Origin of the sequence: Pantoea sp. SM3640, assembly GCF_015654165.1 — a bacterium.
Lineage (GTDB): Bacteria > Pseudomonadota > Gammaproteobacteria > Enterobacterales > Enterobacteriaceae > Pantoea > Pantoea vagans.
Genome location: NZ_CP064872.1, coordinates 331919 through 354502, shown reverse-complemented (window position 1 = coordinate 354502; position 22584 = coordinate 331919). Strand labels below are relative to the sequence as shown.

Here is a 22584-nt window from a genome sequence, read left to right as displayed (position 1 = left end):
GTGTACGTACTGCGGGTTAATTTGCGAAATTCCCCGCTGCGCTTAGTTATGCTTTTACGCGCTAAACTTTTTCCGCAGCGTGCCGTTGATCGTGTATTCCCCTAACTTGATCAAAGGTAATTTATGAAGCGTCTCTCTCTCAGCGGACTGAGTCTCGGAGTTAAGCTGTCTGTACTGACGTCTCTCAGCGTAGCGCTGCTGTTGCTGGTATTGACACTGACTCAAAGCCACAACGCCTCGCGCCAGCTGGAAAATCTCGCCATTGATGACATGCACAATCAGGTGCAGGGCATCAGTGAAATGACCACGATGTTCAATGCCACCCTCACCGAAGAGGTGTCTCATTACACCAGCCTCTTTACCAGCTTTCTGCCTAAGCGCTTTAGCCTGGATGAAAGCTCGCGGGTGCAGGTCGGTGCCTTTTCAACGCCCGTGCTGCGCGCCGGGTTAAAAACGCTGAACCTCGATCAGACCGCGGTTGACGATTTCACCGACCGCACCGCCGCCGTGGCGACCATTTTTGTGCGCGACGGCGACGATTTTATCCGTATTTCCACCTCCCTGAAAAAGCAGGATGGCAGCCGCGCGATTGGTACGCAGCTTGACCGCACAGGTGCCGCCTGGAAAAGCGTTCATCAGGGCGAGGTGTATCAGGGGCTGGCCACGCTGTTCGGCCACCGCTACATCACCCAGTATCAGCCAGTAAAAGATGAGAGTGGCAAGGTCGTCGCCATCCTGTTTGTCGGCGTAGGCATTGATAAGCAGTATGCCCTGATGCGCGAGAAGATTCTGGCACGCCGGCTGGGCGACAGCGGCCATTTCTATGTGCTCAACGGCACGCCCGGCAAGAATCAGGGCGAGTATCTGTTCGATCAGCACAACGAAGGGAAACGGCCAGACTGGGATGACGCGACACTGCAGCCGCTGCTGACGCAGCCGCAGGGCATGCAGCAGGTGGAGATCAACGGTGAGCAGCAGATGCTGGCATGGCAGCAGTTGCCGGGCTGGAACTGGGTGATTACCGGTGAAGTTAACCGTGCCAGCCTGCTCGCCCCGATTACCCACAGCCGTAACCTGTTCCTGATTACCGGACTGATTCTGGTGGTGATCTTCGCGCTGGGCTTTGTCTGGTACAGCCGTCGGGCGATTACCCGTCCGCTGCAGCAGGTGATCCATCTGGCGGAGCAGTATGCCGCCGGAAATCTGCAGGTCCATATGGATACCCGCCGTCGTGATGAAGTCGGTCAGTTGATTATTGCGATTAACGGCATTGGCGATGGGCTGGAAAAAATCGTCGGCCAGGTGCGTGGCGCAGCGCAGGAGATCAGCGACGGCACGGACACCATCGCGGCCAGCAGCCATAACATCAGCGAGCAGATCGGGCGTCAGGCCAGCAGCGTGGAGCAGACCTCAGCCAGCATGGAGCAGTTTGGTGCCACGGTCGAACACACTGCTGACAGCCTGCGTCAGGCGATGTCACTGGTGGCCGAAGCCAGCGATATCGTCAGTCATGGCAGCCAGACGGTGGTGCGCTCGGTCAACACCATGTCAGCCATTAAGGTGTCATCGCAAAGCATTGCGGATATCACCCATGTGATTGAGTCGATCGCCTTCCAGACCAATATTCTGGCACTGAATGCGGCCGTTGAAGCGGCCCGAGCCGGTGAACAGGGCCGTGGCTTTGCCGTGGTGGCCGCAGAAGTGCGTGCGCTGGCACAGCGTTCCGCGCAGGCCGCCAAGGAGATAGATGGACTGATTGCCACCTCCATCACCAACGTGGCGGAGGGCCACCAGCTCTCTGAGCAGACGCGCGATGCGATGACCGATATTGTGACCCACATCGAACAGGTGCAGGCGCTGATGGGCGAGATCAACGTGGCAGCACAGGAGCAGGCGGCGGGTATCGGCCAGGTGAATCTGGCGATGAACCAGATCAGCCAGGCGACCCATCAGAACAGCGAACTGGTGGCACAGGCAGAAAACAGCGCACAGAACCTGAGTGATAAAGGGCATCACCTGACCCAACTGGTCAGCGTTTTCAGCCTTAAATCCTGACGTCATTCAGGACGATGACATACACTTACTGTTTCGTCCTGAACAGGGGTTTTGCTATGCGTTCCGCTTACTTACTGATAATAAGTCTGTTGCTGGCAGGCTGTTCTGCGCTTGAAACCACGCCCAAAGCCCCGCCTGCGCCAACCCAACAGGCGCAGGAGATTTCACGGGCACAGAGTGGCGGTTTGCCGAAGCTGGGTAACATTACCGTTAACGTGCATGGCTCACCGGATGATGCCCAGCGGGCCATCGCCGTTCAGGCTAATCAGGCTGGCGCGGCTTACTATCAAATTGTGATGCTGAGCGAAACGGTGATGCCCGGTTTATGGTACGCCAGCGCGATTCTGTACGGTGCCTCACCGGCCACAGGCACGGGCCAGTAACCGGTCAGTCACTGCAGCCTCAGACGGGTGCGAACCGCGCTGGTCGAGCCACTGCTGGCACCACGCATCAGCCAGGGGTGGCTCACTGTATTTCAGTAGCTGAGCGCCTGTCGCCAGCTGCAGCAGCGTGTGGGTGACGTCGCGCGCCTGCTCTTCGGGAACGTTCTTGAGCCTCAATCGCAGCTGACGCCAGCGCGTATCGAAATGCCGATTACTCCCTTTTACCGCCTCAAACTCCTGACTCAGCATCTCGGTCACCTCTGCATGGCGGCTGAGTACGCGCAGCACGTCAAGACACATTACATTGCCCGATCCTTCCCAGATGCTGTTGACCGGCATGTCACGATAGAGGCGCGGCAGCTCACTCGCTTCGCAGTAGCCGATGCCCCCCAGCACTTCCATCGATTCCGCCACAAACGGCGCACCCGCTTTGCAAATCACATATTTTGCCGCTGGCGTGAATAAGCGGGCAAAGGCGACCTCATGCGGTTTGGCCGGTTGTGACCAGGCACGAGCCAGACGCATCAGCAGGGCAGTTTGCCCCTCAAGCTGCAGCGCCTGCTGTGCCAGAACCTGCCGCATTAGCGGCTGATCCACCAGATTTTTCCCCATGACCTGACGCTGATGAGCATGCCAGAGCGCCACCGAGAAGGCGCGCCGCATCTGACCATGACTGCCGAGCGCGCAGTCAAAGCGCGTCATACCGGCCATTTTCAGGATCAGCCGTACGCCTTCGCCCTCCTCCCCCAGCAGCCAGCCGGTCGCGTCGCGAAACTCCACTTCGCAACTGGCATTTGAGCGATTGCCCAGCTTATCTTTGAGCTGCTCAAGCTGGATGGCGTTACGTGACCCGTCGGGCAACAGGCGCGGCAGGAAAAAGCAGCTTAGTCCCTCGGGCGTCTGGGCCAGGACCAGATGCGCATCACTCTGCGGCGCTGAGAAAAACCACTTGTGGCCGGTCAGCCGCCAGGCTTCACCCGGGCCTCGTGCGCCCAGCGGCTCGGCACGGGTGGTGCTGGTAAGCAGATCGCTGCCGCCCTGCTTTTCTGTCATGCCCATCCCGATCAGCAATCCGCGTTTCTGGTCGCCGGATTGTGCGTGCGTGTCGTAGCGATCGCTGAGCAGCGGATCGAGCCAGCTTTCAAACGCGGCGGGCAGATAAGCCTGCAGCAGCGGAATGGCGGCGTGCGTCATGGTCACCGGGCAGAGCGTACCCGCATCTACCTGTGCGTGCAGAATAAAGCGTGCAGCGCGCGCTACGCTGGCCTGTTCACGCACCGTCGGTTGCCAGCTGAGATTGTGCAGACGACTGGCGCAGACGCCCTGCATCAGCAGGTGCCAGGCAGGATGAAAGCGAACCTCATCCAGGCGCACGCCACGGGCATCGTAGCGCAGCAGTTCAGGCGGTTCAGCGTTGGCGAGCCGCCCCAGCTCCAGCGACTCGGCGCTGCCCAGCTGGCGGCCGACTGACGCCAGCCATTCCCCATCCCATCCGGCGCCTTCGCGTGACAGTGCCTCGCCAAGCGGCGTGTCGGACAGGAACAGGTTACTGTTGCTCAGAGGATGGGGCTGATTAAAAACGGTGTGTGTTGTCCAGGTCATAACCACTCCTCGCGGATGTCACTCACTAAGTATACCCGTCGTCTTTCAAGCTGCATTTTTGTTGGCTGCGTTCACTCACCCGAATCACTTACTCATGTAAGCTCATCGGGATTCGTTCTCTTGCCGCCTCAATGCAACCCGAAATCCTTTGGGTATATACGAATGACGCGCAGTTATGCCTGGTACAGAAACTAATTTGTGGCGAGGATCACATCGGGGATCAGGCGTTGCGCTGACGCACCGCTTCAAACAGGCAGACACCGGTTGCGACCGAGACGTTGAGTGAAGAAACACTGCCCGCCATCGGAATGCTGATCAGCTCATCACAATGCTCGCGGGTCAGACGACGCATGCCTTCGCCTTCCGCACCCATCACCAGTGCCATCGGACCGGTCATTTTGCTCTGGAAGACGGTATGATCCGCTTCCCCTGCGGTGCCGACCACCCAGATGTTGTACTCCTGCAGCAGGCGCAGTGTACGCGCAAGGTTAGTAACGCGAATCAGCGGCACATTCTCTGCCGCACCGCTGGCCACTTTTTTGGCCGTGGCATTCAGGGGAGCAGAGCGATCTTTCGGCACAATAATCGCATGAACACCCGCCGCATCGGCGCTGCGCAGGCAGGCACCCAGGTTGTGCGGATCGGTAACCCCATCCAGCACCAGCAGGAAAGGCTTCTCCAGGCTCTGCAGCAGATCCGGCAGGTCGCCTTCCTGATACTGACGACCCGGTTTTACCCGCGCCACGATGCCCTGATGCACACCGCCTTCAACCTGGCTGTCGAGCCACTTACGCTCGGCCAGCTGAATCACGATCCCCTGAGCTTCCAGCGCGGCGACCACGGGTTGCAGGCGACGATCGTCGCGGCCTTTGAGGATAAAGACTTCCTGGAAACGTTGTGGATCACGTTCCAGCAGCGCCTGCACGGCATGGATACCAAAAATAATTTCGCTCATCGATCTGCTCAGTGGTTGGAAATGAATAAATGACCGCCCTTTCTGCGGAGAGAAAGGGCGGGTACGCGCATCCTGTTACGCTCAGCCTTCAGGCTCAGCTTTTTTTCTGGCGCGCTTCGCCCGGGTGGCGGCGGCGATTTTACGGGTTTTTTCCGAGACGTTTTTACTTTTTTTCTCGGTATTGGCGGCGGCAGGTTTGCCCTTGTCACCCCGGAATGCAGCATCCGGCTCGAAGTTGGACTTTTTGTTCACGTTACGACGACGCTTAGCTGGCGCGTTGTCTTCACGCTTCGCCCGATCACGCGCAGTTTTACCTTCACCACGCACCTGACGCTGGCTGGAGATAAGAGCAAAGTCGATTTTACGCTCGTCCATATGGACCGCCTCGACACGCACTTCAACGGTGTCACCCAGACGATAGGTGCGGCCGCCCGATTCACCGATCAGACGCTGACCTACCGGGTCAAAACGGTAGTAATCGTTGTCGAGGGTTGAAACGTGCACCAGACCATCGATGAACAGATCGCTCAGGCGGACAAAGAAGCCAAATCCGGTCACGCTGGAGATGACGCCGTTGAAGACGTTGCCGACCTGATCCTGCATGAAGTCACACTTGAGCCAGTCCGCGACGTCGCGGGTTGCTTCATCGGCGCGACGCTCGGTCAGGGAACAGTGCAGACCCAGCTGCAGCATCTCCGGCATCTCGTAGTGATAGCCGCCAGTTGCCGTCGTCATATCTTTGGCGACATTGCGCTCCTTCGGCATCAGGTATTTGATGGCGCGTTGTACCAGGCCTTTACCTTCATCCTGCTCTTTTGCCAGCAGATATTTAATGGCGCGGTGCAGCGTCAGATCCGGGTAGCGGCGAATTGGCGAAGTAAAGTGCGCATACGATGAAAGTGCCAGACCAAAGTGACCGCGGTTTTCCGGATCGTAAACCGCCTGCTTCATTGAACGCAGCAGCATGGTTTGCAGCATTTCTGCATCAGGACGATCGGCAACCTGCTTCAGCAGCGCCGCATAATCCACAGGCTGCGGTTTGTTACCGCCTGGCAGAGTCAGTCCCAGCTCGTTGAGCACGGTACGGAAGCTCTTGATGCTCTCATCGGTCGGACGATCGTGATCGCGGAACAGTGCAGGTTCCTGATTTTTCTCAACGAAGCGTGCTGAGGCGATGTTCGCCAGGATCATGCACTCTTCGATCAGCTTGTGGGCGTCATTACGTGACGTGCGCTCAACCCGTTCAATACGGCGCTCGGCGTTGAAGATGAACTTCGCCTCTTCCGTTTCAAACGAGATACCGCCGCGCTCTTCACGTGCAGCGTCCAGTACCTGGTAGAGGTTGTGCAGCTCTTCAAGATCTTTGACCAGCGGTGCATACTGCTGACGCAGCTCTTTGTCGCCCTGCAGGATGTTCCAGACTTTGTTGTAGGTCAGACGCGCATGGGAGTTCATCACCGCTTCGTAATGCTTAAAGCCGGTGAGCTTACCTTTGGTCGAAATGGTCATCTCGCACACCATACAGAGTCGATCGACCTGCGGGTTAAGCGAGCATAAGCCATTCGACAGCACTTCCGGCAGCATCGGCACAACCTGCGACGGGAAGTAGACTGAGGTGCCGCGCTGATGCGCTTCGTCATCCAGTGGCGTGCCAGGACGGACGTAATAGCTCACATCGGCGATAGCGACCCACAGACGCCATCCGCCACCGCGTTTTTTCTCGCAGTAGACCGCATCATCAAAGTCACGGGCATCTTCACCATCAATGGTGACCAGCGGCAGTTTGCGCAGATCGACGCGGCCTTTTTTGGCCTCTTCCGGGACTTCTTCTTTCAGCTTGCTGACCTGAGCTTCCACTTCTGGCGGCCAGGTGTGCGGAATTTCATGGGTACGCAGCGCCATATCAACGGCCAGGCTGGTGCCCATATCATCGCCCAGAATCTCAGCCACTTTACCGATCGCTTTGGTGCGGCGGTTCGGACGCTGGACCAGCTCAACCACCACCACGGAACCCATGCGGGCATTCATCGTCTCTTCAGGCGGGATGAGGATATCAAAACTCAGGCGACTGTCGTCCGGTACCACGAAGCCGGCACCGGCATCGGTAAAGTAGCGGCCAACGATCTGATTGTTACGTGGTTCCTGCACGCGGACCACGCGCGCTTCGCGGCGGCCTTTGCGATCGGCACCCAGCGGCTGCGCCAGGATTACGTCACCATGCATACAGAATTTCATCTGCTCTGCGGAGAGGTAAAGGTCATCTTTCTGACCTTCTGCCCGCAGGAAGCCGTAGCCATCACGGTGGCCAATGACTTTACCGCGCAGGAGATCAAGACGTTCTGGCAGCGCATAGCATTGACGGCGGGTGAACACCAGCTGACCATCACGCTCCATGGCGCGAAGGCGGCGACGCAGCGCCTCAAGGTGCTCTTCTTCGTGCAGGTTCATCTCTTCAGCCAGCTCTTCACGGCTGGCTGGTTTTTCACGTTTTTCTAACAGCGCCAGAATAAATTCACGGCTTGGAATAGGGTTTTCGTATTTTTCAGCTTCTCTATCCTGAAAAGGATCTTTTGACATAGCGGTTCCTCCGATGTCATTTAATATTTATTTCCGCCGGCGATTTGGAAAGGATGATTTCATAAAGTGGTGTATTTCCTTCGACCAAATCTGCCAGCGTATAGCTATCCAGCTCCTGCAAAAAGCGCTGCACTGCATCGTGCAGTGCCTGCTTCAGACGGCAGGCTGGTGTGATGGAACAGGAGGCGCAATCCACTAATTGTAGCGGTTCCATCTTGCGTACCACGTCGCCAATAACAATCTGACGAGGCGGCATACCCAAGCGAATGCCCCCATTTTTTCCACGTGTTGCGGCAACGTAGCCCGCACGGCTCAGCTGATTGATGATTTTGACCATATGATTACGGGACAAACCATAGGTATTTGTCACTTCCGTAATATTGGTCTGCTGACCTTCAGGCAACGCTGCCAGATAAATCAGCGCCCGTAAGCCATAATCAGTAAAACTCGTGAGCTGCACAGTAACCTCAGTGAACCTTCAGGCGTGGCATTGCATTATTCGCCCTGTGATTGATGTCAGAATTAAATCGGATCGTCATTCGATTAGCTACGATGATAAACCAGAGTCTGATTTGCCGTGCGTTTTTTTAAGCCAGCACAAGGTTTGACAAGCGAAGGGAGGTAAAGTGGCATCAAAGAGTGGAAAAACAAGGGCCGGACAGCGTCCGGCCTGAATGATTATGCGTCGAATGGATCGCGCAGAATCATCGTTTCACTGCGGTCTGGACCGGTTGAGATAATATCAATCGGCACACCCGTTACCTCTTCTACACGCTTAATGTAGTCGCGTGCAGCCTGAGGCAAACCTTCCAGCGTCTTCACGCCAAATGTAGTCTCGCTCCAGCCTGGCAGGGTTTCGTAGATCGGCTCAATGCCTTCCCAGTTCTCTGCCGCCAGTGGCGTAGTAGTCACTTCACGGCCATCAGGCATACGGTAAGCAACACAGATTTTCACCTCTTTCAGGCCATCCAGCACGTCCAGTTTGGTCATGCAGAAACCTGACAGGGAGTTGATCTGAACCGCGCGGCGAACCGCGACCGCATCCAGCCAGCCGGTACGACGACGACGTCCGGTGGTCGCACCAAACTCATTGCCCTGCGCACAGAGGAATTCGCCGGTTTCATCGAACAGCTCAGTCGGGAATGGACCTGCGCCCACGCGGGTTGAGTACGCTTTCACAATACCCAGCACGTAGTCGACATAGCGCGGACCAATGCCTGAGCCGGTTGCCACGCCACCTGCGGTCGTGTTGGACGACGTCACGTACGGATAAGTTCCGTGATCGATATCCAGCAGCGTACCCTGCGCGCCTTCAAACATAATCAGATCGCCACGCTTACGCGCGCTGTCCAGCAGTTCTGAAACGTCAACCACCATGCCAGTGAGGATGTCAGCGACTTCCATCACATCGCTCAGCACTTTGTCGAAGTCCACTGCCGGCTCTTTGTAGTACTCAACCAGCTGGAAGTTGTAGAAATCGACCACTTCTTTCAGCTTGGCAGCAAAGGTTTCTTTGTTGAACAGGTCGCTGACGCGCAGTGCACGACGGGCGACTTTGTCTTCATAAGCAGGACCGATGCCACGACCGGTAGTACCAATCGCTTTGGCACCACGGGCACGTTCACGCGCCATATCCATCGCAACGTGATATTGCAGAATCAGCGGACAGGCTTCAGAAATCAGCAGACGTTCACGTACCGGGATCCCGCGCGCTTCCAGGCCTTTCATCTCTTTCATTAAGGCTTCAGGAGAAAGCACTACGCCGTTACCGATAATGCTGGTGACGTTATCGCGCAGAATGCCAGAGGGGATCAGGTGGAGGACGGTTTTTTCACCGTTGATGACAAGCGTGTGGCCCGCATTGTGGCCGCCTTGATAACGCACAACGTAATTCGCGCGCTCAGTCAGAAGGTCTACAATCTTACCTTTACCTTCGTCACCCCATTGGGTGCCCAGTACGACGACGTTCTTACCCATTTCTCAAAATCACCGATTGCTTAAAAAAGGATTCTACCATCTGATCCCATGGTTTTCAGCACTTTTAGCATACGATTGCGCGCTTTTTTGCCTGAGTTTTGATCACTACAACATGTTGGGGATAATGGCGCGAAGAGGCACAATTTAGCCGGTCTTAACCCTGGTATCAGAGGTTGCCATGCAGGCTGAGCATGCAGTAAATCACCATGCCCGCGACCACCAGTCCGCCGCCAAAGCGATGCAGCAGACGGTCGGGTAAGCGGGTCATCGTCAGGATCATGCGTCGCCAGGCGCGTGGCATAAACATCGGTCCCAACCCTTCCAGCACTAATACCAGCGCCAGTGCCATCCAGATGCTTGTTTTCATCTTGCTACCCAAAAAAAAGGCCGACAACATTGTCGGCCCACAGGTTATATCAGTTCTTAACGTGTCGCGTTAGAGGGCGCCTTCATATATCGGAAGAAGTCGCTATCCGGGCTTAACACCATCACATCCTGATTTTCATTAAAGCTGTTTTCGTAGGCACGCAGGCTACGAATAAAGGCGTAGAAGTCAGGATCTTTGCTGAACGAATCCGCAAACAACCGCGCCGTTTCTGCATCACCGTCACCGCGAGTGATCAGGGCTTCACGCTGGGCTTCAGCCAGCGTACGCGTCACCTGATAATCGGCCTGAGCACGCAGTTTTTCTGCCTCTTCCTGACCCTGTGAACGCTGACTACGCGCTACGGCTTCACGCTCAGCACGCATACGGTTGAAGATTGCATCGGACACTTCGGTCGGCAGGTTGATCTGCTTGATGCGCACATCCACAACCTGAATACCCAGTGCTGCCATGCTGTTCGGATTCGGCGCTGGCTCACTGCTGTTGGTTTCACGCTCTACACGGGCTGCTGCGCTGGCAATCGCATCATCAGCCGCAGGCGTGGCGATTTCATCATCGCTGCCCGCAGAACCGGTATTCAGCGCGTCACGCACATCGGTGGTCAGGCGACCACGGGAATCTGTGACGATATCCTTCACATCCAGACGACCCATTTCAGAACGCAAACGGTCACTGAACTTACGTTTCAGCAGCACTTCCGCCTGAGAAACATCACCGCCACCGGTTGCCAGGTAGTAGCGACTGAAATCGCTGATACGCCATTTGATGTAGGAATCCACGATCAGATCTTTCTTCTCTTTGGTGACGAAGCGATCGGCCTGGTTATCCATAGTCTGAATGCGTGCATCCAGCGTTTTAACCGTTTCCAGGAAAGGGATCTTAAAATGCAGACCCGGCTCAAACACCTGGGGTTTATTTTCGCCGTCGCGCAGGACTTTACCGAAGCGCAGAACAATGCCCCGCTGCCCTTCCTGCACCACAAACAGCGACGCATAGAGCGCCACCAGCACGACAATGATTAAAAATACTATTGGCTTACGCATCGATTACTCTCTCCCTTCGCGCTGGCTGTCGCTGCGCTGAGCATTCGCCCGACGCTGATCCATAATATTGTCCGGACTGTATGACGACGTGTCATTGCGGCTGGCGTTGCGATCGGAGGTGGCTGGCAGCGAAGAACTGTTACCGCCTTTCTGACCATTCTGACCCGATGTCGCCTGACCGCCACGCATCAGCTGATCCAGCGGCAGCATCATCAGGTTGTTACCCCGATCGTTAACCAGTACTTTGCGGGTATGGCTCAGCACACGTTCCATGGTCTCGATATAGAGACGCTCTTTGGTGATTTCAGGCGCGGCTTTATACTCCGGCAGAATCTTGGCGAAACGCGCCACTTCACCCTGTGCTTCCAGAACGGTACGCTCTTTGTAAGCGCGCGCTTCTTCCAGAATACGTTGCGCCTGGCCATTAGCACGAGGCTGAACTTCGTTGGCGTAAGCTTCTGCTTCACGAACATACTGTTCGCGGTTTTCACGTGCGGCAATCGCATCATCAAACGCAGACTTCACCTCTTCCGGCGGACGGGCAGCCTGGAAGTTGACGTCCAGCACCGCGATCCCCATGTTGTAAGGGCGAATTGTTTCATCGATTTCACGCTGGGTGTCGCTACGCACCACGGTACGGCCTTCGGTCAGAATGCGGTCCATGGTAGAACGACCAATCACGCCGCGCAGCGCACTGTCAGTGGCCTGGCGCAGGCTGTCATCCGCGCTGGTCACGGCATAAAGATAACGTTCCGGATCGGTCACGCGATACTGCACGTTCATTTCCACGCGCACGACGTTTTCATCTGAGGTCAGCATCACGCCAGAAGCCGCCAGTTCACGCACTGCTTCAACGTTAACCGCGCGTACCTGATCAACAAATGTCGGTTTCCAGTTCAGACCGGGCTCAACCAGGTGACTGAACTTACCGAAGCGCGTTACCACGCCACGTTCCGCTTCTTTGATGGTGTAGAAACCGCTTGCAGCCCAGATGACTACAGCAGCAACAGCCACGATGCCAACGATTTTGCCACCGCTGCCGGAGCCGCGCTGACCGTTGTCGCTCTGTTTGCCACCGCCCAGTCCACCAAGCTTCTTGCTCAGCTTACGGAAGATATCATCCAGATCAGGAGGCCCGGATTCCCGTCCTCCCTTATTTCCCCCAGAGTTGCCGCCTTGATTATTGCTGCTTCCCCACGGGTCGCGGTCCTGTCCGTTATTTCCGGGCTGATTCCACGCCATGTCTCTACTCCATTTATTGTAATTACGGTTTTTACCCTTCATCTTTCGGATTGCAGCGGTACTGGCTGCCTTCGCTCCCCCCATTCACTTACCTGCGTAAGCGCCCGGGGATTCACTCAGTTGCCGCCTTGCTGAAATCCGAAATACCCGGGTAAATCCTGCGTATTCAGGCCTGCAACGAAAGTGCGACAATCTTCAATTTTTAAGGTAAATGCGTTTGGGCAATATCAAACAATGTAACTGGTCAGCGACGGTTCCTGTTTACATAAACGCATCCACTCAATGATAGGCATACGTATCTGCAATCCTACACTGCCGTCCTCTTCATTCCACTCTTTCTCAATCGCCTGCAACTGATAGAAACGGCTGCGAAGTCGCCCCGCCTCCGGTGGCAGACGTAACGCGTGCTGGGCTATTTCCCCTGACAGGCGCTCGGACAAAGCCTGCCACAGCAACGGAATGCCTGCACCGGTCTGGGCGGAAAGCCAGACGCGGATGGGCAGGTTCTCTTCGTTGCGATCGATACGCGGTTCGAATCCGTCGAGCATATCGATTTTATTCATGACCAGTAAGGTCGGAATTTCGTCCGCTTCAATCTCTTCCAGTACGGCATCAACGGCGGCGATATTTTCCGTAACGCGAAGATCGGCACCATCAATCACGTGCAGTAACAGCGTCGCCTGACGTGTCTCCTGCAGCGTGGCTTTAAATGCGGCAACCAGATCGTGAGGAAGATGGCGAATAAAGCCGACCGTGTCCGCCAGAACCACGTCTCCGACATCGGCAACATTCAGACGACGCAGTGTGGGGTCAAGTGTCGCAAACAGCTGATCTGCGGCAAAGACGTTGGCAGAGGTCATAGCGTTAAAGAGGGTCGACTTGCCGGCGTTGGTGTAACCCACCAGCGAAACAGTTGGCACATCCGCTTTAGCACGAGACTGTCGTCCCTGCTCACGCTGTTTTTCAACCCGCTCAAGACGAGACAGGATCTGACTGATACGTCCGCGCAGAAGACGGCGGTCGGTTTCTAACTGTGTTTCACCCGGGCCACGCAAGCCGATCCCGCCTTTCTGACGTTCAAGGTGCGTCCAGCCACGTACCAGACGTGTCGCAAGGTGACGTAGCTGCGCCAGCTCAACCTGCAATTTACCTTCGTGGGTACGCGCGCGTTGGGCAAAAATATCCAGAATAAGACCAGTGCGATCAATGACACGGCATTCGCACAGGCGCTCAAGGTTTCTTTCCTGAGCGGGCGTAAGGGCATGATCGAATAATACGACCGATGCTCCAGTTGTTTTTACCGCATCGGCAATTTCAACGGCTTTTCCTTCACCGACAAAATACTTGGGGTGTGGCGCTTTACGGCTGCCAGTAACCACTTGCAGCGCCTCAACGCCAGCAGAAGAGACCAGGGTTTCAAACTCCTGTAAATCTTCTACTTCTTTGTCTTGGGAGAACCAGATGTGTACCAGTACGGCCTGCTCACCGGCATCATAACGGTCAAACAAGCTATAACCTCGCTAAATAAAAGACCAGGACGGAAAACCTCTGTTCTCCGTTCCTGGCTGTACGGCGACGCGTTATTCTGCGTTATCACCGTCTTGTTGTGGCTGTGGCTGCGCAGATGTGTTGCTGCCACCATGATGGTAATTGTTGCTGCCGCCACCGGTATTATTGCTATGGTGAGAAACCGGGCGCGAAGGAACAACGGTAGAAATGGCGTGCTTATAAACCATCTGGCTTACCGTGTTTTTCAACAAAATGACGAACTGATCAAATGACTCAATCTGACCCTGCAGCTTAATACCGTTAACCAGATAAATCGAAACCGGAACACGTTCACGACGCAATGCGTTCAAAAACGGGTCTTGTAATGATTGCCCCTTAGCCATTCTATCTTTTCCTTATATGCTTGTTGTTTGTTGCTAGTAGAACCTATGGTTCTGAAAAAAACTGCGTAAAAATTTGCGCACGATAACCCATCAATTGTACACAATCACCCATGCTTCGCACTAAGAACCTGTAACACTGTATCACGCGCCAGCCGGGGCTCGTCACTGTCAAGCCAGTGAACATTTTCCCAACCGCGTAACCAGGTCATCTGTCGCTTAGCAAGCTGCCGGGTTGCGCAAATTCCCCGATAAACCATCTCGCTGTAATCGATTTCGCCCGACAAATAAGACCACATCTGACGATAACCAACACAACGAATGGAAGGCATGTCCGTATGCAAATCACCTCGTGCAAACAGGGCCCGAGACTCCGCTTCAAATCCTGACGCCAACATCTGCTCAAAACGCAACGCGATGCGCTGGTGCAGCAATTCGCGGCTCGCGGGGGCGATGGCAAACTGTTGCACGTCGTAGGGTAACGCTTCACCGGATGTTTTTGTCAGTTCCGTTAAAGTTTTACCCGAAATAAAAAAAACTTCCAGTGCTCGCGAAAGTCTCTGCGGATCATTCGGATGAATACGACTGCCGGCAACCGGGTCGATTTCACACAGCTGGCGGTGTAAAGCTTCCCAGCCTTTTTCACGCGCCGTTTGCTCTATCCGCTGACGAACGTCGGGATCGGCCGAGGGCAACGGCGACAATCCTTCAAGTAACGCCTTGAAGTAGAGCATGGTTCCACCAACAAGCAACGGTATTCGTCCGGCTTCAACGATATCCGCCATTTCTGCTAAAGCATCCCGCCGGAACTCCGCTGCCGAATAAGCTTCTGCGGGGTCGCGGATGTCGAGCAGACGATGGGGTGCCACTGCTAACTCCTCAGCCGACGGTTTCGCCGTGCCAATATCCATCTGACGATAGATTAAGGCAGAATCTACGCTGATTAGTTCCACTGGTAACTGCTTACGCAATTCAATTGCTAAAGCCGTTTTGCCAGACGCCGTGGGTCCCATCAAAAAAATAGCCTTTGGCCGGCCAGCCTGGTTTAGTTCACTCATGCTTCAACGCGTTGACTGCGCTCTCAATCTCTATGGGCTGTAATAAGCCTGAAGGCGGCGATTTCAGCAGCTGAGGGCAAAGCCGTTCAAGCTCTGCCAGCAGGTTGATCGCCTGTGAGTGATTCCAGTCAGAGGACTCTGTTTCCTGACGCCGCGCCAGCCACTGGGCCAGTTGCGTCGCAGAGTTCTCCTGCTGCCGGGCGAGATAGCCTAACAGCTCAGGAATCAAGATTTGTAAATTTTGTGTTCGTAACGGTAAAGGCACCGCGCGCAACGTCACGTGGTCTCCTTCGGGCTGAAGTTCAATGCCCATCTGATTGAGCAGGCTGCTATTTTCTTTTGCCGCCTGTCGTTCTTCCTGGGCGATTTTCAGGCGCACCGGGATCAGCAATGGCTGCGGTTTAAGTCCCTCTTCGCCTGGTTCAAGCTGCGCCTGTTTCAGCCAGCGCGCCGCCACCGGCAACGCCATCAGCATTAATGTCTGATCCTGCTCCAGCAGTGCAAAATGATGGTGCAACACGGTCAGTACACGGCCAAAACTTTGAGCATGCGCGGCCAGTGGCGAAGGTCTTTCGGCCTGACGCGCTATCGGCTCGCGGGCTTTTGTCGGTGATGACGTGCTGACAGGGTTTTTCAGTAACTGCTGATAAACCGCCCCTTCACGCTGACGATACACATTCTCTTTGTTCTGCCAGGCCGGTGCAGGCTGTGTTTCACGCCCGGATGCTGCTGATTTCTTCTCGCTGGCAGACGCCGCAGGCTGCGCAAAATGATTACCGCCTGCTGCCTGACGGTTTTCCGGCTGCCAGCGCGGTGCGGGCTCTTCTGCCTGAAGCGCAGGTAAGGTCGGTGCCGCCATCGCCTGTAATGCGCTGACCACGCCCTGATAGATAAAATCATGCACCAGGCGTGACTGATGAAACCGTACTTCATGCTTGGCCGGATGGACGTTGACATCAACCTGATGCGGGTCAATCTCCAGATAGAGCACATAAGCGGGCTGCTGGTCATCCTGAAGCTGGGTCTGGAACGCCTGGCGGATAGCGTGGTTAATCAGCTTATCGCGCATCATCCGACCATTCACATAGCAATACTGCAGATCGGTGACCTGACGCGAACCGGCAGGGTCGGCAACCCAGCCGCGCAGCGAGAGGTCGTCATGCTGCCAGTCGATGCGCAGCGCATGCTGCATAAACGTGGTGCCGCAGATAGAAGCCAGTCGCCGTTCGCGCTGGCTCTCCTCGCTGACGGCCCGATACTGACGCATCATTTTACCGTTGTGGCTCAGCGACAGTGCCACGTCGAAACGTGCCAGAGCAATACGGCGAATGACCTCGTCGATATGACCGAACTCCGTTTTTTCGGTGCGCATAAATTTGCGGCGTGCCGGCGTGTTATAAAACAGGTCCAGTACTTCCAGCGTGGTACCGCAGGGATGTGCCGCCGGTTTAACCGTTACCGCCATATCACGCCCTTCTGCATAGGCCTGCCAGGCTTCAGTTTGATCGGCGGTGCGTGAGGTGAGTGTCAGGCGGGAGACAGAACTGATACTGGCCAGCGCTTCACCGCGAAAACCCAGGCTCATGATCGCTTCCAGGTCATCCAGTGAGCCTATTTTACTGGTCGCATGTCGGGCAAGTGCCATCGACAGCTCGCTTTTCACGATGCCGCAGCCGTTGTCACGAATGCGAATCAGCTTTGCGCCGCCCTTTTCAATATCAACGTCAATGCGCGTCGCGCCGGCATCCAGGCTATTCTCCACCAGCTCTTTAACCACGGAGGCAGGACGCTCAACCACTTCACCCGCCGCAATCTGGTTAGCCAGCTGGGGTGGTAAAATTTGAATCGGCATGATTTTCCTTTTAGCTGGCAGCCCGGCGCAGTGGCCGGGCAAACAATCAGGATGCAGGAATTTTCAGGTTCTGCCCCAACATGACGTTGGTCGACTTCAGATTATTAGTCTGCATTATCGCTTTCGGACTGACGCCGTAGTGTGCGGCAATGCCGGTTAATGAATCACCCACCACAACTTTGTGGCGCACAACGCCGCGTGGCGTAGCGGGCGCGGTGCGACTGGCGACTGCACTGGCCGGCACTTTCAGCCGCTGTCCGACCCACACCACATCCCGCTTCAGGGTATTCATCTCACGCAGGGTGTCCATGCTGACGCCATACTTCGCGGCAATCCCGGAAAGTGTCTCACCGCGCGTTACCGTATGGCGCTGCGTTGCGCCGGTATATTGCGTCACTCCGGTCGCCGGGTTGCTGGCGACGCTAACCGCTGGCGATGAGCCCAGCGGCCGGTTTTCCTCCTTTGGGATGGATTGTAGCGGGTGCGCCAGGAAATAAGTGCGCAGACCTTTGTAGATCGACTGCGCAATCTTATCCTGGTGTGCGCTACTGCCTAGCAGTCGCTCCTCCGAGGAATTACTGATGAAGCCGGTTTCCACCAGCAAAGAAGGAATATCGGGCGAACGCAGCACGCCCAGGCTGGCATGCTCAGGCAGACGTTTGTGCAGCGAGGTGACGCTGCGCATCTGCTGCAAGACTTTCTGCGCGATGTCATAACCGACACGCTGCGAGTGGCCGAACTGCAAATCCAGTACTGCCTGACTGAGGTAGGGATCGGCCTGACTGTTAGCCAGCAGGTCACCCGCGCCGCCCAGCAGCTCAGACTGTTTCTCTTTCTGTTCCAGCCAGTTTGCCATCTCGTTGTTGGCGCGACGGTTGGACAGGACCCAGACCGAGGCGCCGGTCGCCGCATGGCTTGGCGCGGCGTCAGCGTGAATAGAGACCAGCACGTTAGCATTGGCTTTACGCGCCACGTCGGAACGTCCCATGACCGAGATAAAATAGTCGCCATCGCGCGTCAGGACGCCTTTGAACATCGGATCGTTATTGAGCAACACCCGCAGTTTGCGGGCAATGGCGATAGTGACGTTTTTCTCTTTCAGTCCGCGCTGCCCGATAGCGCCGGGATCCTGACCGCCATGTCCGGCATCGATTGCCACAATCACAGTGTCATTCTGGCTGACGGCAGTGCCGGGACGTACGGAACTCGCGGTGCTGGTCACGGACGTCACCGGATTCGAATTGAACGGGTTAGCCGCTGCGGCACTCTGCGCAGGTACGCGCGTCGGTGCTGTGACGGGCGCAGGCAGACTTCGCGTGACAGCGGGCGGCTTGCCGGTAATTGTGAAGACCACGCTGTAGCTGTTGCCATTGCGTTGGGTGACTGCCCGGGTTTTACCCGCCTGCGTCAGTTCAAACACCAGCCGCACGCTCTGTTTGTCTTTTGGGGTGCTGGTACGAATTCGCTTTACGATGTTTTCGCCACTGAAATTCAGCGGCAGCCCCTGAACTACGCCGCTCTGGCGCACATCCAGCACCACACGATTCGGGTTGTGCAGAGAGAAGAAGGCATAGACCGGCTGTCCGGCAAAGTTCAGCGTAACGGTAGCCTGACTATCGCCATTGGCCACTTTGATATCAGACAGCGTGGCGGCAAACAGGGGCGTACAGACCAGCAGCATCAATGATACCAGTGCTATTTTCATCCGTGACATCATGCCTGATCCCTGCCCTGACCAACGTGTTCAAGCCATTGCTGGCCGGACGCGGATTGTGCCGTCAGTTCCGCTTCACGCGCCTCACCTACATAACGCAGCGTTAAGGTGAGATCGGGCTGCGGCAGAAAACCGGCACCCTGCTGCGGCCATTCCACCAGACAGATGGCTTCACCGCTGAAGTAGTCGCGGATGCCCATAAACTCAAGCTCTTCGGGATCCGCAAGGCGATAGAGGTCGAAGTGGTAGAGCGTACGGTCATCCAGCGAGTAAGGTTCAACGAGGGTGTAAGTAGGACTTTTGACATTGCCCTGATGGCCCAGCGCCTGCAGAAAGCCGCGGCTGAAGGTGGTTTTACCCGCCCCCAGATCGCCATAGAGATAAATCACTGCCGCGCTGCCACAGGCGCGCGCCAGCTGAGCGCCCAAACTGAGCGTAGCCGCCTCATCGGGCAAAGAGATAACACAGGTCTTCATGCTTCTTTATTCATCTCAGGATTAACAAACTGCCACAGCAGATCCAGTAAATCAGTGGCCAGCATACCGCGAGTACCGCGTTCTGCCGCAACCGCATCGGCCGCTGCACCATGTGCAACGCAACCCGCGCAGGCCGCATCGAACAGCGTCAGTTTCTGACCCACCAGCGAGGCAATAATTCCACTCAGAAGATCGCCCATACCGCCGGAAGCCATACCGGCATTGCCCACATCCGCAAACGCCATTTCGCCCTGCTCGCTGGCAATCAGCGTGCCGGCACCTTTCAGTACCACTACGCCACCATAACGTTGCGCCAATGTCTGCGCTGCATGTAAGCGGTCACTCTCAATTTCACTGGTCTCGATATTCAGCAAACGCGCCGCTTCGCCAGGATGCGGCGTAATAATGCGATTCTGACGTTTCTCAGCACTGATTGCCAGCAGGTTAAGTGCATCCGCGTCCCAAAGCATCGGCTTTTCACTGCCTGCTACCCGCTTCAGTGCCTGCTTTCCCCATTCACGCTGACCCAGACCGGGTCCAATCGCAATGACATCAGCCCACTCCAGCGCCTCCGTCAGGCGTTCATCCGTCAGTTCATCGACCATAATTTCAGGCCGTGCGGTCAGAATCGGAATAATATTATCTTTGTGAGTAAGTACTCGCACCAATCCACTACCGCTGCGTAACGCGGCTTCTGCCGTCATGCGTACTGCGCCAGCGGTACCTGCATCGCCTCCCACGACCAGCAGACGGCCATGACTGCCCTTGTGCGAGGTTGGTCTGCGTGGCTTAAGCCAGCGGGTTAATGTGCTGGCATCATAACGGGCGATAGGTGCCTCTTCTCCGGCCAGAAAAGCAGCCAGACCAAGATCGGCATACCAGAGCTTTCCGATGTAGTCTCGCGCCTTGCCAGTGATCTGGCCCGGTTTCAGGGCCATCATACTCAGCGTGTGACTGGCATTAATCACCTCGCCGGGCGCGGTGCCGTTGCGCGCGGATAAGCCGGAGGGCATATCAATGGCAACTGTCGGTGCTGCATGGGCGTTTGCCCGCTTGATCAGCATGGCATAGGGCTCTTCGGGCGCGCGATTGCTGCCGGTTCCCAGCAGGGCATCGACAATCACATCAATCTGCTCTGGCCAGGCCGCATCGGCCGCATGGATTTCACCGCCCGCGTCCAGCCATGCGTCCCGCGCGCGCTGCGCCTCTTCCGGCAGCGCTTTTTCACTTTCGCACGCCAGCACCGTAATGGTTTTCCCCGCCGCCTGGCCCAGTCGCGCCAGCACATAGCCATCACCGCCGTTATTGCCGTGACCGCACAGGATTAACCAGTGGCTGGCTTCGGGCCAGTGTGCTGTCAGATGCTCGTAAGCGGCCTGCCCGGCACGCTGCATCAGCTCATACAGAGTAATCCCGAGCACATCGGCTCCCTCTTGCTCAAGCTGCGCCACAGCCTGCGCAGGCCAGACAGAATATGGTAAACTGCGGCTGTTTTTCTTCGAATCCTGGTTACTCATGTCATACCCTCTCGATCTTCATGAACTCGCACAACAGATTAAACAGTGGGGATTGGATCTCGGCTTTCAGCAGGTCGGCATCACCGATACCGATCTCAGTGCAGAAGAGCCGCGCCTGCAGGAATGGCTGGATAAGCAGTATCATGGTGAGATGGCATGGATGGCGCGACACGGCATGATGCGGGCGCGTGCTCATGAGTTGCTGCCCGGCACGCTGCGCGTCATCAGCGTTCGTATGAACTACCTTCCGGCCAAAGCTGCCTTTGCCAGCACCCTGAAAAATCCCCGACTGGGCTATGTCAGCCGTTATGCACTCGGCCGTGATTACCACAAAGTATTGCGCAATCGACTGAAAAAGCTCGGAGAAATGATCCAGCAGCATTGTGGCGAGCTGAATTTCCGGCCGTTTGTGGATTCGGCACCGCTGCTTGAGCGCCCGCTGGCGGCTAAAGCCGGACTCGGCTGGACCGGCAAACATTCGCTGATACTGAATCGGGAAGCCGGCTCGTGGTTTTTCCTCGGCGAGCTGCTGATCGACATTCCGCTACCGGTCGACTCCCCGCAGCAGGAGCAGTGTGGCCGCTGCGTTGCCTGCATGACCATCTGCCCTACCAGCGCTATCGTTGAGCCTTACGTCGTCGATGCCCGGCGCTGTATCTCCTATCTCACCATTGAGCTGGAAGGGGCTATCCCGGAAGAGTTTCGTCCGCTGATGGGTAACCGGATTTATGGCTGCGATGACTGCCAGCTGATCTGTCCGTGGAATCGCTATGGACAACTCAGTGACGAAAGCGACTTTTCACCGCGTGCGGCGTTACATGCACCGGAGCTGCTCGATCTGTTTCAGTGGGACGAAGCGAAATTTTTACGCATCACGGAAGGCTCAGCGATTCGCCGTATTGGCCATTTGCGCTGGCTGCGCAATATTGCCGTGGCGCTGGGTAATGCACCCTGGTCGCCCCACATTATTCATGTGCTGGAACAACGACTGGGTGAGAGTGAACTGCTGGATGAACATATTCAGTGGGCAGTGATGCAACAGCAGCAGAAACGCGAGCAGCTGGTAGTTGAAGTGCAGCCCGCCCAGCAGAAACGGCTGGTTCGTGCAGTTGAGAAGGGTTTACCGCGTGATGCATGATTGAACAGCGAGCCGCTGGATATCTTTTTCCACATGCTGTGAATAAAAATAAAAAGCTGTTGTCATTCAACTGCAACAACGCTGATTTCACTGTGAAACAACAAATTGAAATATCTTCATAAACATAAATATCAACAACTTATGAAAAAGTTGTGTTTATTTAATAATGAGACTACCGCTGCGGTTAAATCACAAAGCTGTGGATAACTCTGTTCAGAACGCATTTGCAGATCGCCCTGACAGGCACGAAAGATGGGAGGTGGTGCTGTGGATAACCTTCTGGAGACAACTGAAATCACGCGACCAAAAACAGTCGTATAACGAACTGAAACAGGGGGTGATGTAAAATCTGGAGCGGGAAACGAGACTCGAACTCGCGACCCCGACCTTGGCAAGGTCGTGCTCTACCAACTGAGCTATTCCCGCATAGAAGGGTACTGCTTTATAAAACTGGAGCGGGAAACGAGACTCGAACTCGCGACCCCGACCTTGGCAAGGTCGTGCTCTACCAACTGAGCTATTCCCGCAAAGAGGTTACTGCTTACATTTTAAATCTGGAGCGGGAAACGAGACTCGAACTCGCGACCCCGACCTTGGCAAGGTCGTGCTCTACCAACTGAGCTATTCCCGCGCCTTGTACCGACACTAAATTCTTCACCGGTACGGGGTGCGCATTATACGAGAAATCGTTGCTGCTGCAAGCGTCTGAAAGCAAAATTTT

At 55.9% G+C, this 22584-nt stretch carries 18 protein-coding genes and 3 tRNA genes; 3 read left to right on the top strand and 18 right to left on the bottom strand.

Features of this window, described 5'->3' with window-relative positions:
- Nucleotides 1–123: 123 nt before the first annotated feature.
- Nucleotides 124–2055 (top strand): methyl-accepting chemotaxis protein, encoded by a 1932-nt coding sequence (locus IV493_RS01740; RefSeq protein WP_013359172.1) that lies wholly within the window; start codon nucleotides 124–126, stop codon nucleotides 2053–2055.
- Between the two features lie 56 nt (nucleotides 2056–2111).
- Nucleotides 2112–2438: a biofilm peroxide resistance protein BsmA gene (gene bsmA / locus IV493_RS01735; RefSeq protein ID WP_195857646.1), complete on the top strand. Its 327-nt coding sequence runs from the start codon at nucleotides 2112–2114 to the stop codon at nucleotides 2436–2438.
- On the opposite strand, the gene IV493_RS01730 is transcribed toward bsmA, so the two are convergent.
- The 15 genes from IV493_RS01730 to nnr form a co-directional block, all read right to left on the bottom strand.
- The gene (locus IV493_RS01730) at nucleotides 2412–4040 is read right to left on the bottom strand and encodes an isovaleryl-CoA dehydrogenase (protein WP_195857645.1); all 1629 of its coding nucleotides are present in this window, start codon (nucleotides 4038–4040) and stop codon (nucleotides 2412–2414) included. The genes bsmA and IV493_RS01730 overlap by 27 nt on opposite strands.
- Before the next feature lie 220 nt (nucleotides 4041–4260).
- On the bottom strand, nucleotides 4261–4995 hold the full coding sequence (gene rlmB, locus IV493_RS01725; protein WP_033734044.1) for a 23S rRNA (guanosine(2251)-2'-O)-methyltransferase RlmB: 735 nt from the start codon (nucleotides 4993–4995) through the stop codon (nucleotides 4261–4263).
- An 81-nt stretch (nucleotides 4996–5076) separates the two neighbouring features.
- Entirely contained in the window at nucleotides 5077–7572 is a 2496-nt protein-coding gene (gene rnr / locus IV493_RS01720; protein ID WP_013359176.1) for a ribonuclease R, read from the bottom strand.
- A 16-nt stretch (nucleotides 7573–7588) separates the two neighbouring features.
- Entirely contained in the window at nucleotides 7589–8032 is a 444-nt protein-coding gene (gene nsrR, locus IV493_RS01715) for a nitric oxide-sensing transcriptional repressor NsrR (protein ID WP_013359177.1), read from the bottom strand.
- Nucleotides 8033–8250: 218 nt separating this feature from the next.
- Nucleotides 8251–9549 (bottom strand): adenylosuccinate synthase, encoded by a 1299-nt coding sequence (locus tag IV493_RS01710; protein ID WP_013359178.1) that lies wholly within the window; start codon nucleotides 9547–9549, stop codon nucleotides 8251–8253.
- 166 nt (nucleotides 9550–9715) lie between these two features.
- Nucleotides 9716–9916: a DUF2065 domain-containing protein gene (locus tag IV493_RS01705; protein WP_010256126.1), complete on the bottom strand. Its 201-nt coding sequence runs from the start codon at nucleotides 9914–9916 to the stop codon at nucleotides 9716–9718.
- A gap of 56 nt (nucleotides 9917–9972) precedes the next feature.
- Entirely contained in the window at nucleotides 9973–10977 is a 1005-nt protein-coding gene (gene hflC / locus IV493_RS01700; protein WP_013359179.1) for a protease modulator HflC, read from the bottom strand.
- Between the two features lie 3 nt (nucleotides 10978–10980).
- Nucleotides 10981–12219, bottom strand: a complete 1239-nt coding sequence (hflK, locus tag IV493_RS01695; protein WP_013359180.1) for an FtsH protease activity modulator HflK — start codon at nucleotides 12217–12219, stop codon at nucleotides 10981–10983.
- Between the two features lie 227 nt (nucleotides 12220–12446).
- Nucleotides 12447–13727, bottom strand: a complete 1281-nt coding sequence (gene hflX / locus IV493_RS01690; RefSeq protein WP_013359181.1) for a ribosome rescue GTPase HflX — start codon at nucleotides 13725–13727, stop codon at nucleotides 12447–12449.
- A 72-nt stretch (nucleotides 13728–13799) separates the two neighbouring features.
- The gene (hfq, locus tag IV493_RS01685) at nucleotides 13800–14111 is read right to left on the bottom strand and encodes an RNA chaperone Hfq (protein ID WP_009087468.1); all 312 of its coding nucleotides are present in this window, start codon (nucleotides 14109–14111) and stop codon (nucleotides 13800–13802) included.
- Between the two features lie 104 nt (nucleotides 14112–14215).
- The gene (miaA, locus tag IV493_RS01680; RefSeq protein ID WP_013359182.1) at nucleotides 14216–15166 is read right to left on the bottom strand and encodes a tRNA (adenosine(37)-N6)-dimethylallyltransferase MiaA; all 951 of its coding nucleotides are present in this window, start codon (nucleotides 15164–15166) and stop codon (nucleotides 14216–14218) included.
- Complete coding sequence (mutL, locus tag IV493_RS01675; protein WP_013359183.1) at nucleotides 15159–17018, bottom strand: DNA mismatch repair endonuclease MutL; 1860 nt, start codon at nucleotides 17016–17018, stop codon at nucleotides 15159–15161. The genes miaA and mutL overlap by 8 nt, the downstream gene beginning before the upstream one ends.
- 46 nt (nucleotides 17019–17064) lie before the next feature.
- Nucleotides 17065–18735 (bottom strand): N-acetylmuramoyl-L-alanine amidase AmiB, encoded by a 1671-nt coding sequence (gene amiB / locus IV493_RS01670; RefSeq protein WP_033784114.1) that lies wholly within the window; start codon nucleotides 18733–18735, stop codon nucleotides 17065–17067.
- Nucleotides 18732–19208, bottom strand: coding sequence for a tRNA (adenosine(37)-N6)-threonylcarbamoyltransferase complex ATPase subunit type 1 TsaE (gene tsaE / locus IV493_RS01665; protein WP_033784115.1), 477 nt, complete (start codon nucleotides 19206–19208; stop codon nucleotides 18732–18734). Before tsaE ends, amiB begins: the two co-directional genes overlap by 4 nt.
- On the bottom strand, nucleotides 19205–20725 hold the full coding sequence (gene nnr, locus IV493_RS01660; RefSeq protein WP_195857644.1) for a bifunctional ADP-dependent NAD(P)H-hydrate dehydratase/NAD(P)H-hydrate epimerase: 1521 nt from the start codon (nucleotides 20723–20725) through the stop codon (nucleotides 19205–19207). The genes tsaE and nnr overlap by 4 nt, the downstream gene beginning before the upstream one ends.
- Between nnr and queG the strand changes: the two genes are divergently transcribed.
- The gene (gene queG / locus IV493_RS01655) at nucleotides 20724–21863 is read left to right on the top strand and encodes a tRNA epoxyqueuosine(34) reductase QueG (protein ID WP_013359187.1); all 1140 of its coding nucleotides are present in this window, start codon (nucleotides 20724–20726) and stop codon (nucleotides 21861–21863) included. The genes nnr and queG overlap by 2 nt on opposite strands.
- 350 nt (nucleotides 21864–22213) lie before the next feature.
- Here queG and IV493_RS01650 read toward each other — a convergent pair.
- From IV493_RS01650 to IV493_RS01640, 3 genes are all read right to left on the bottom strand, one after another.
- Nucleotides 22214–22289: transfer RNA gene (locus IV493_RS01650), tRNA-Gly, on the bottom strand.
- A 25-nt stretch (nucleotides 22290–22314) separates the two neighbouring features.
- Nucleotides 22315–22390, bottom strand: a tRNA-Gly gene (locus IV493_RS01645).
- Between the two features lie 28 nt (nucleotides 22391–22418).
- A tRNA-Gly gene (locus IV493_RS01640) sits at nucleotides 22419–22494 on the bottom strand.
- Nucleotides 22495–22584: the final 90 nt, after the last annotated feature.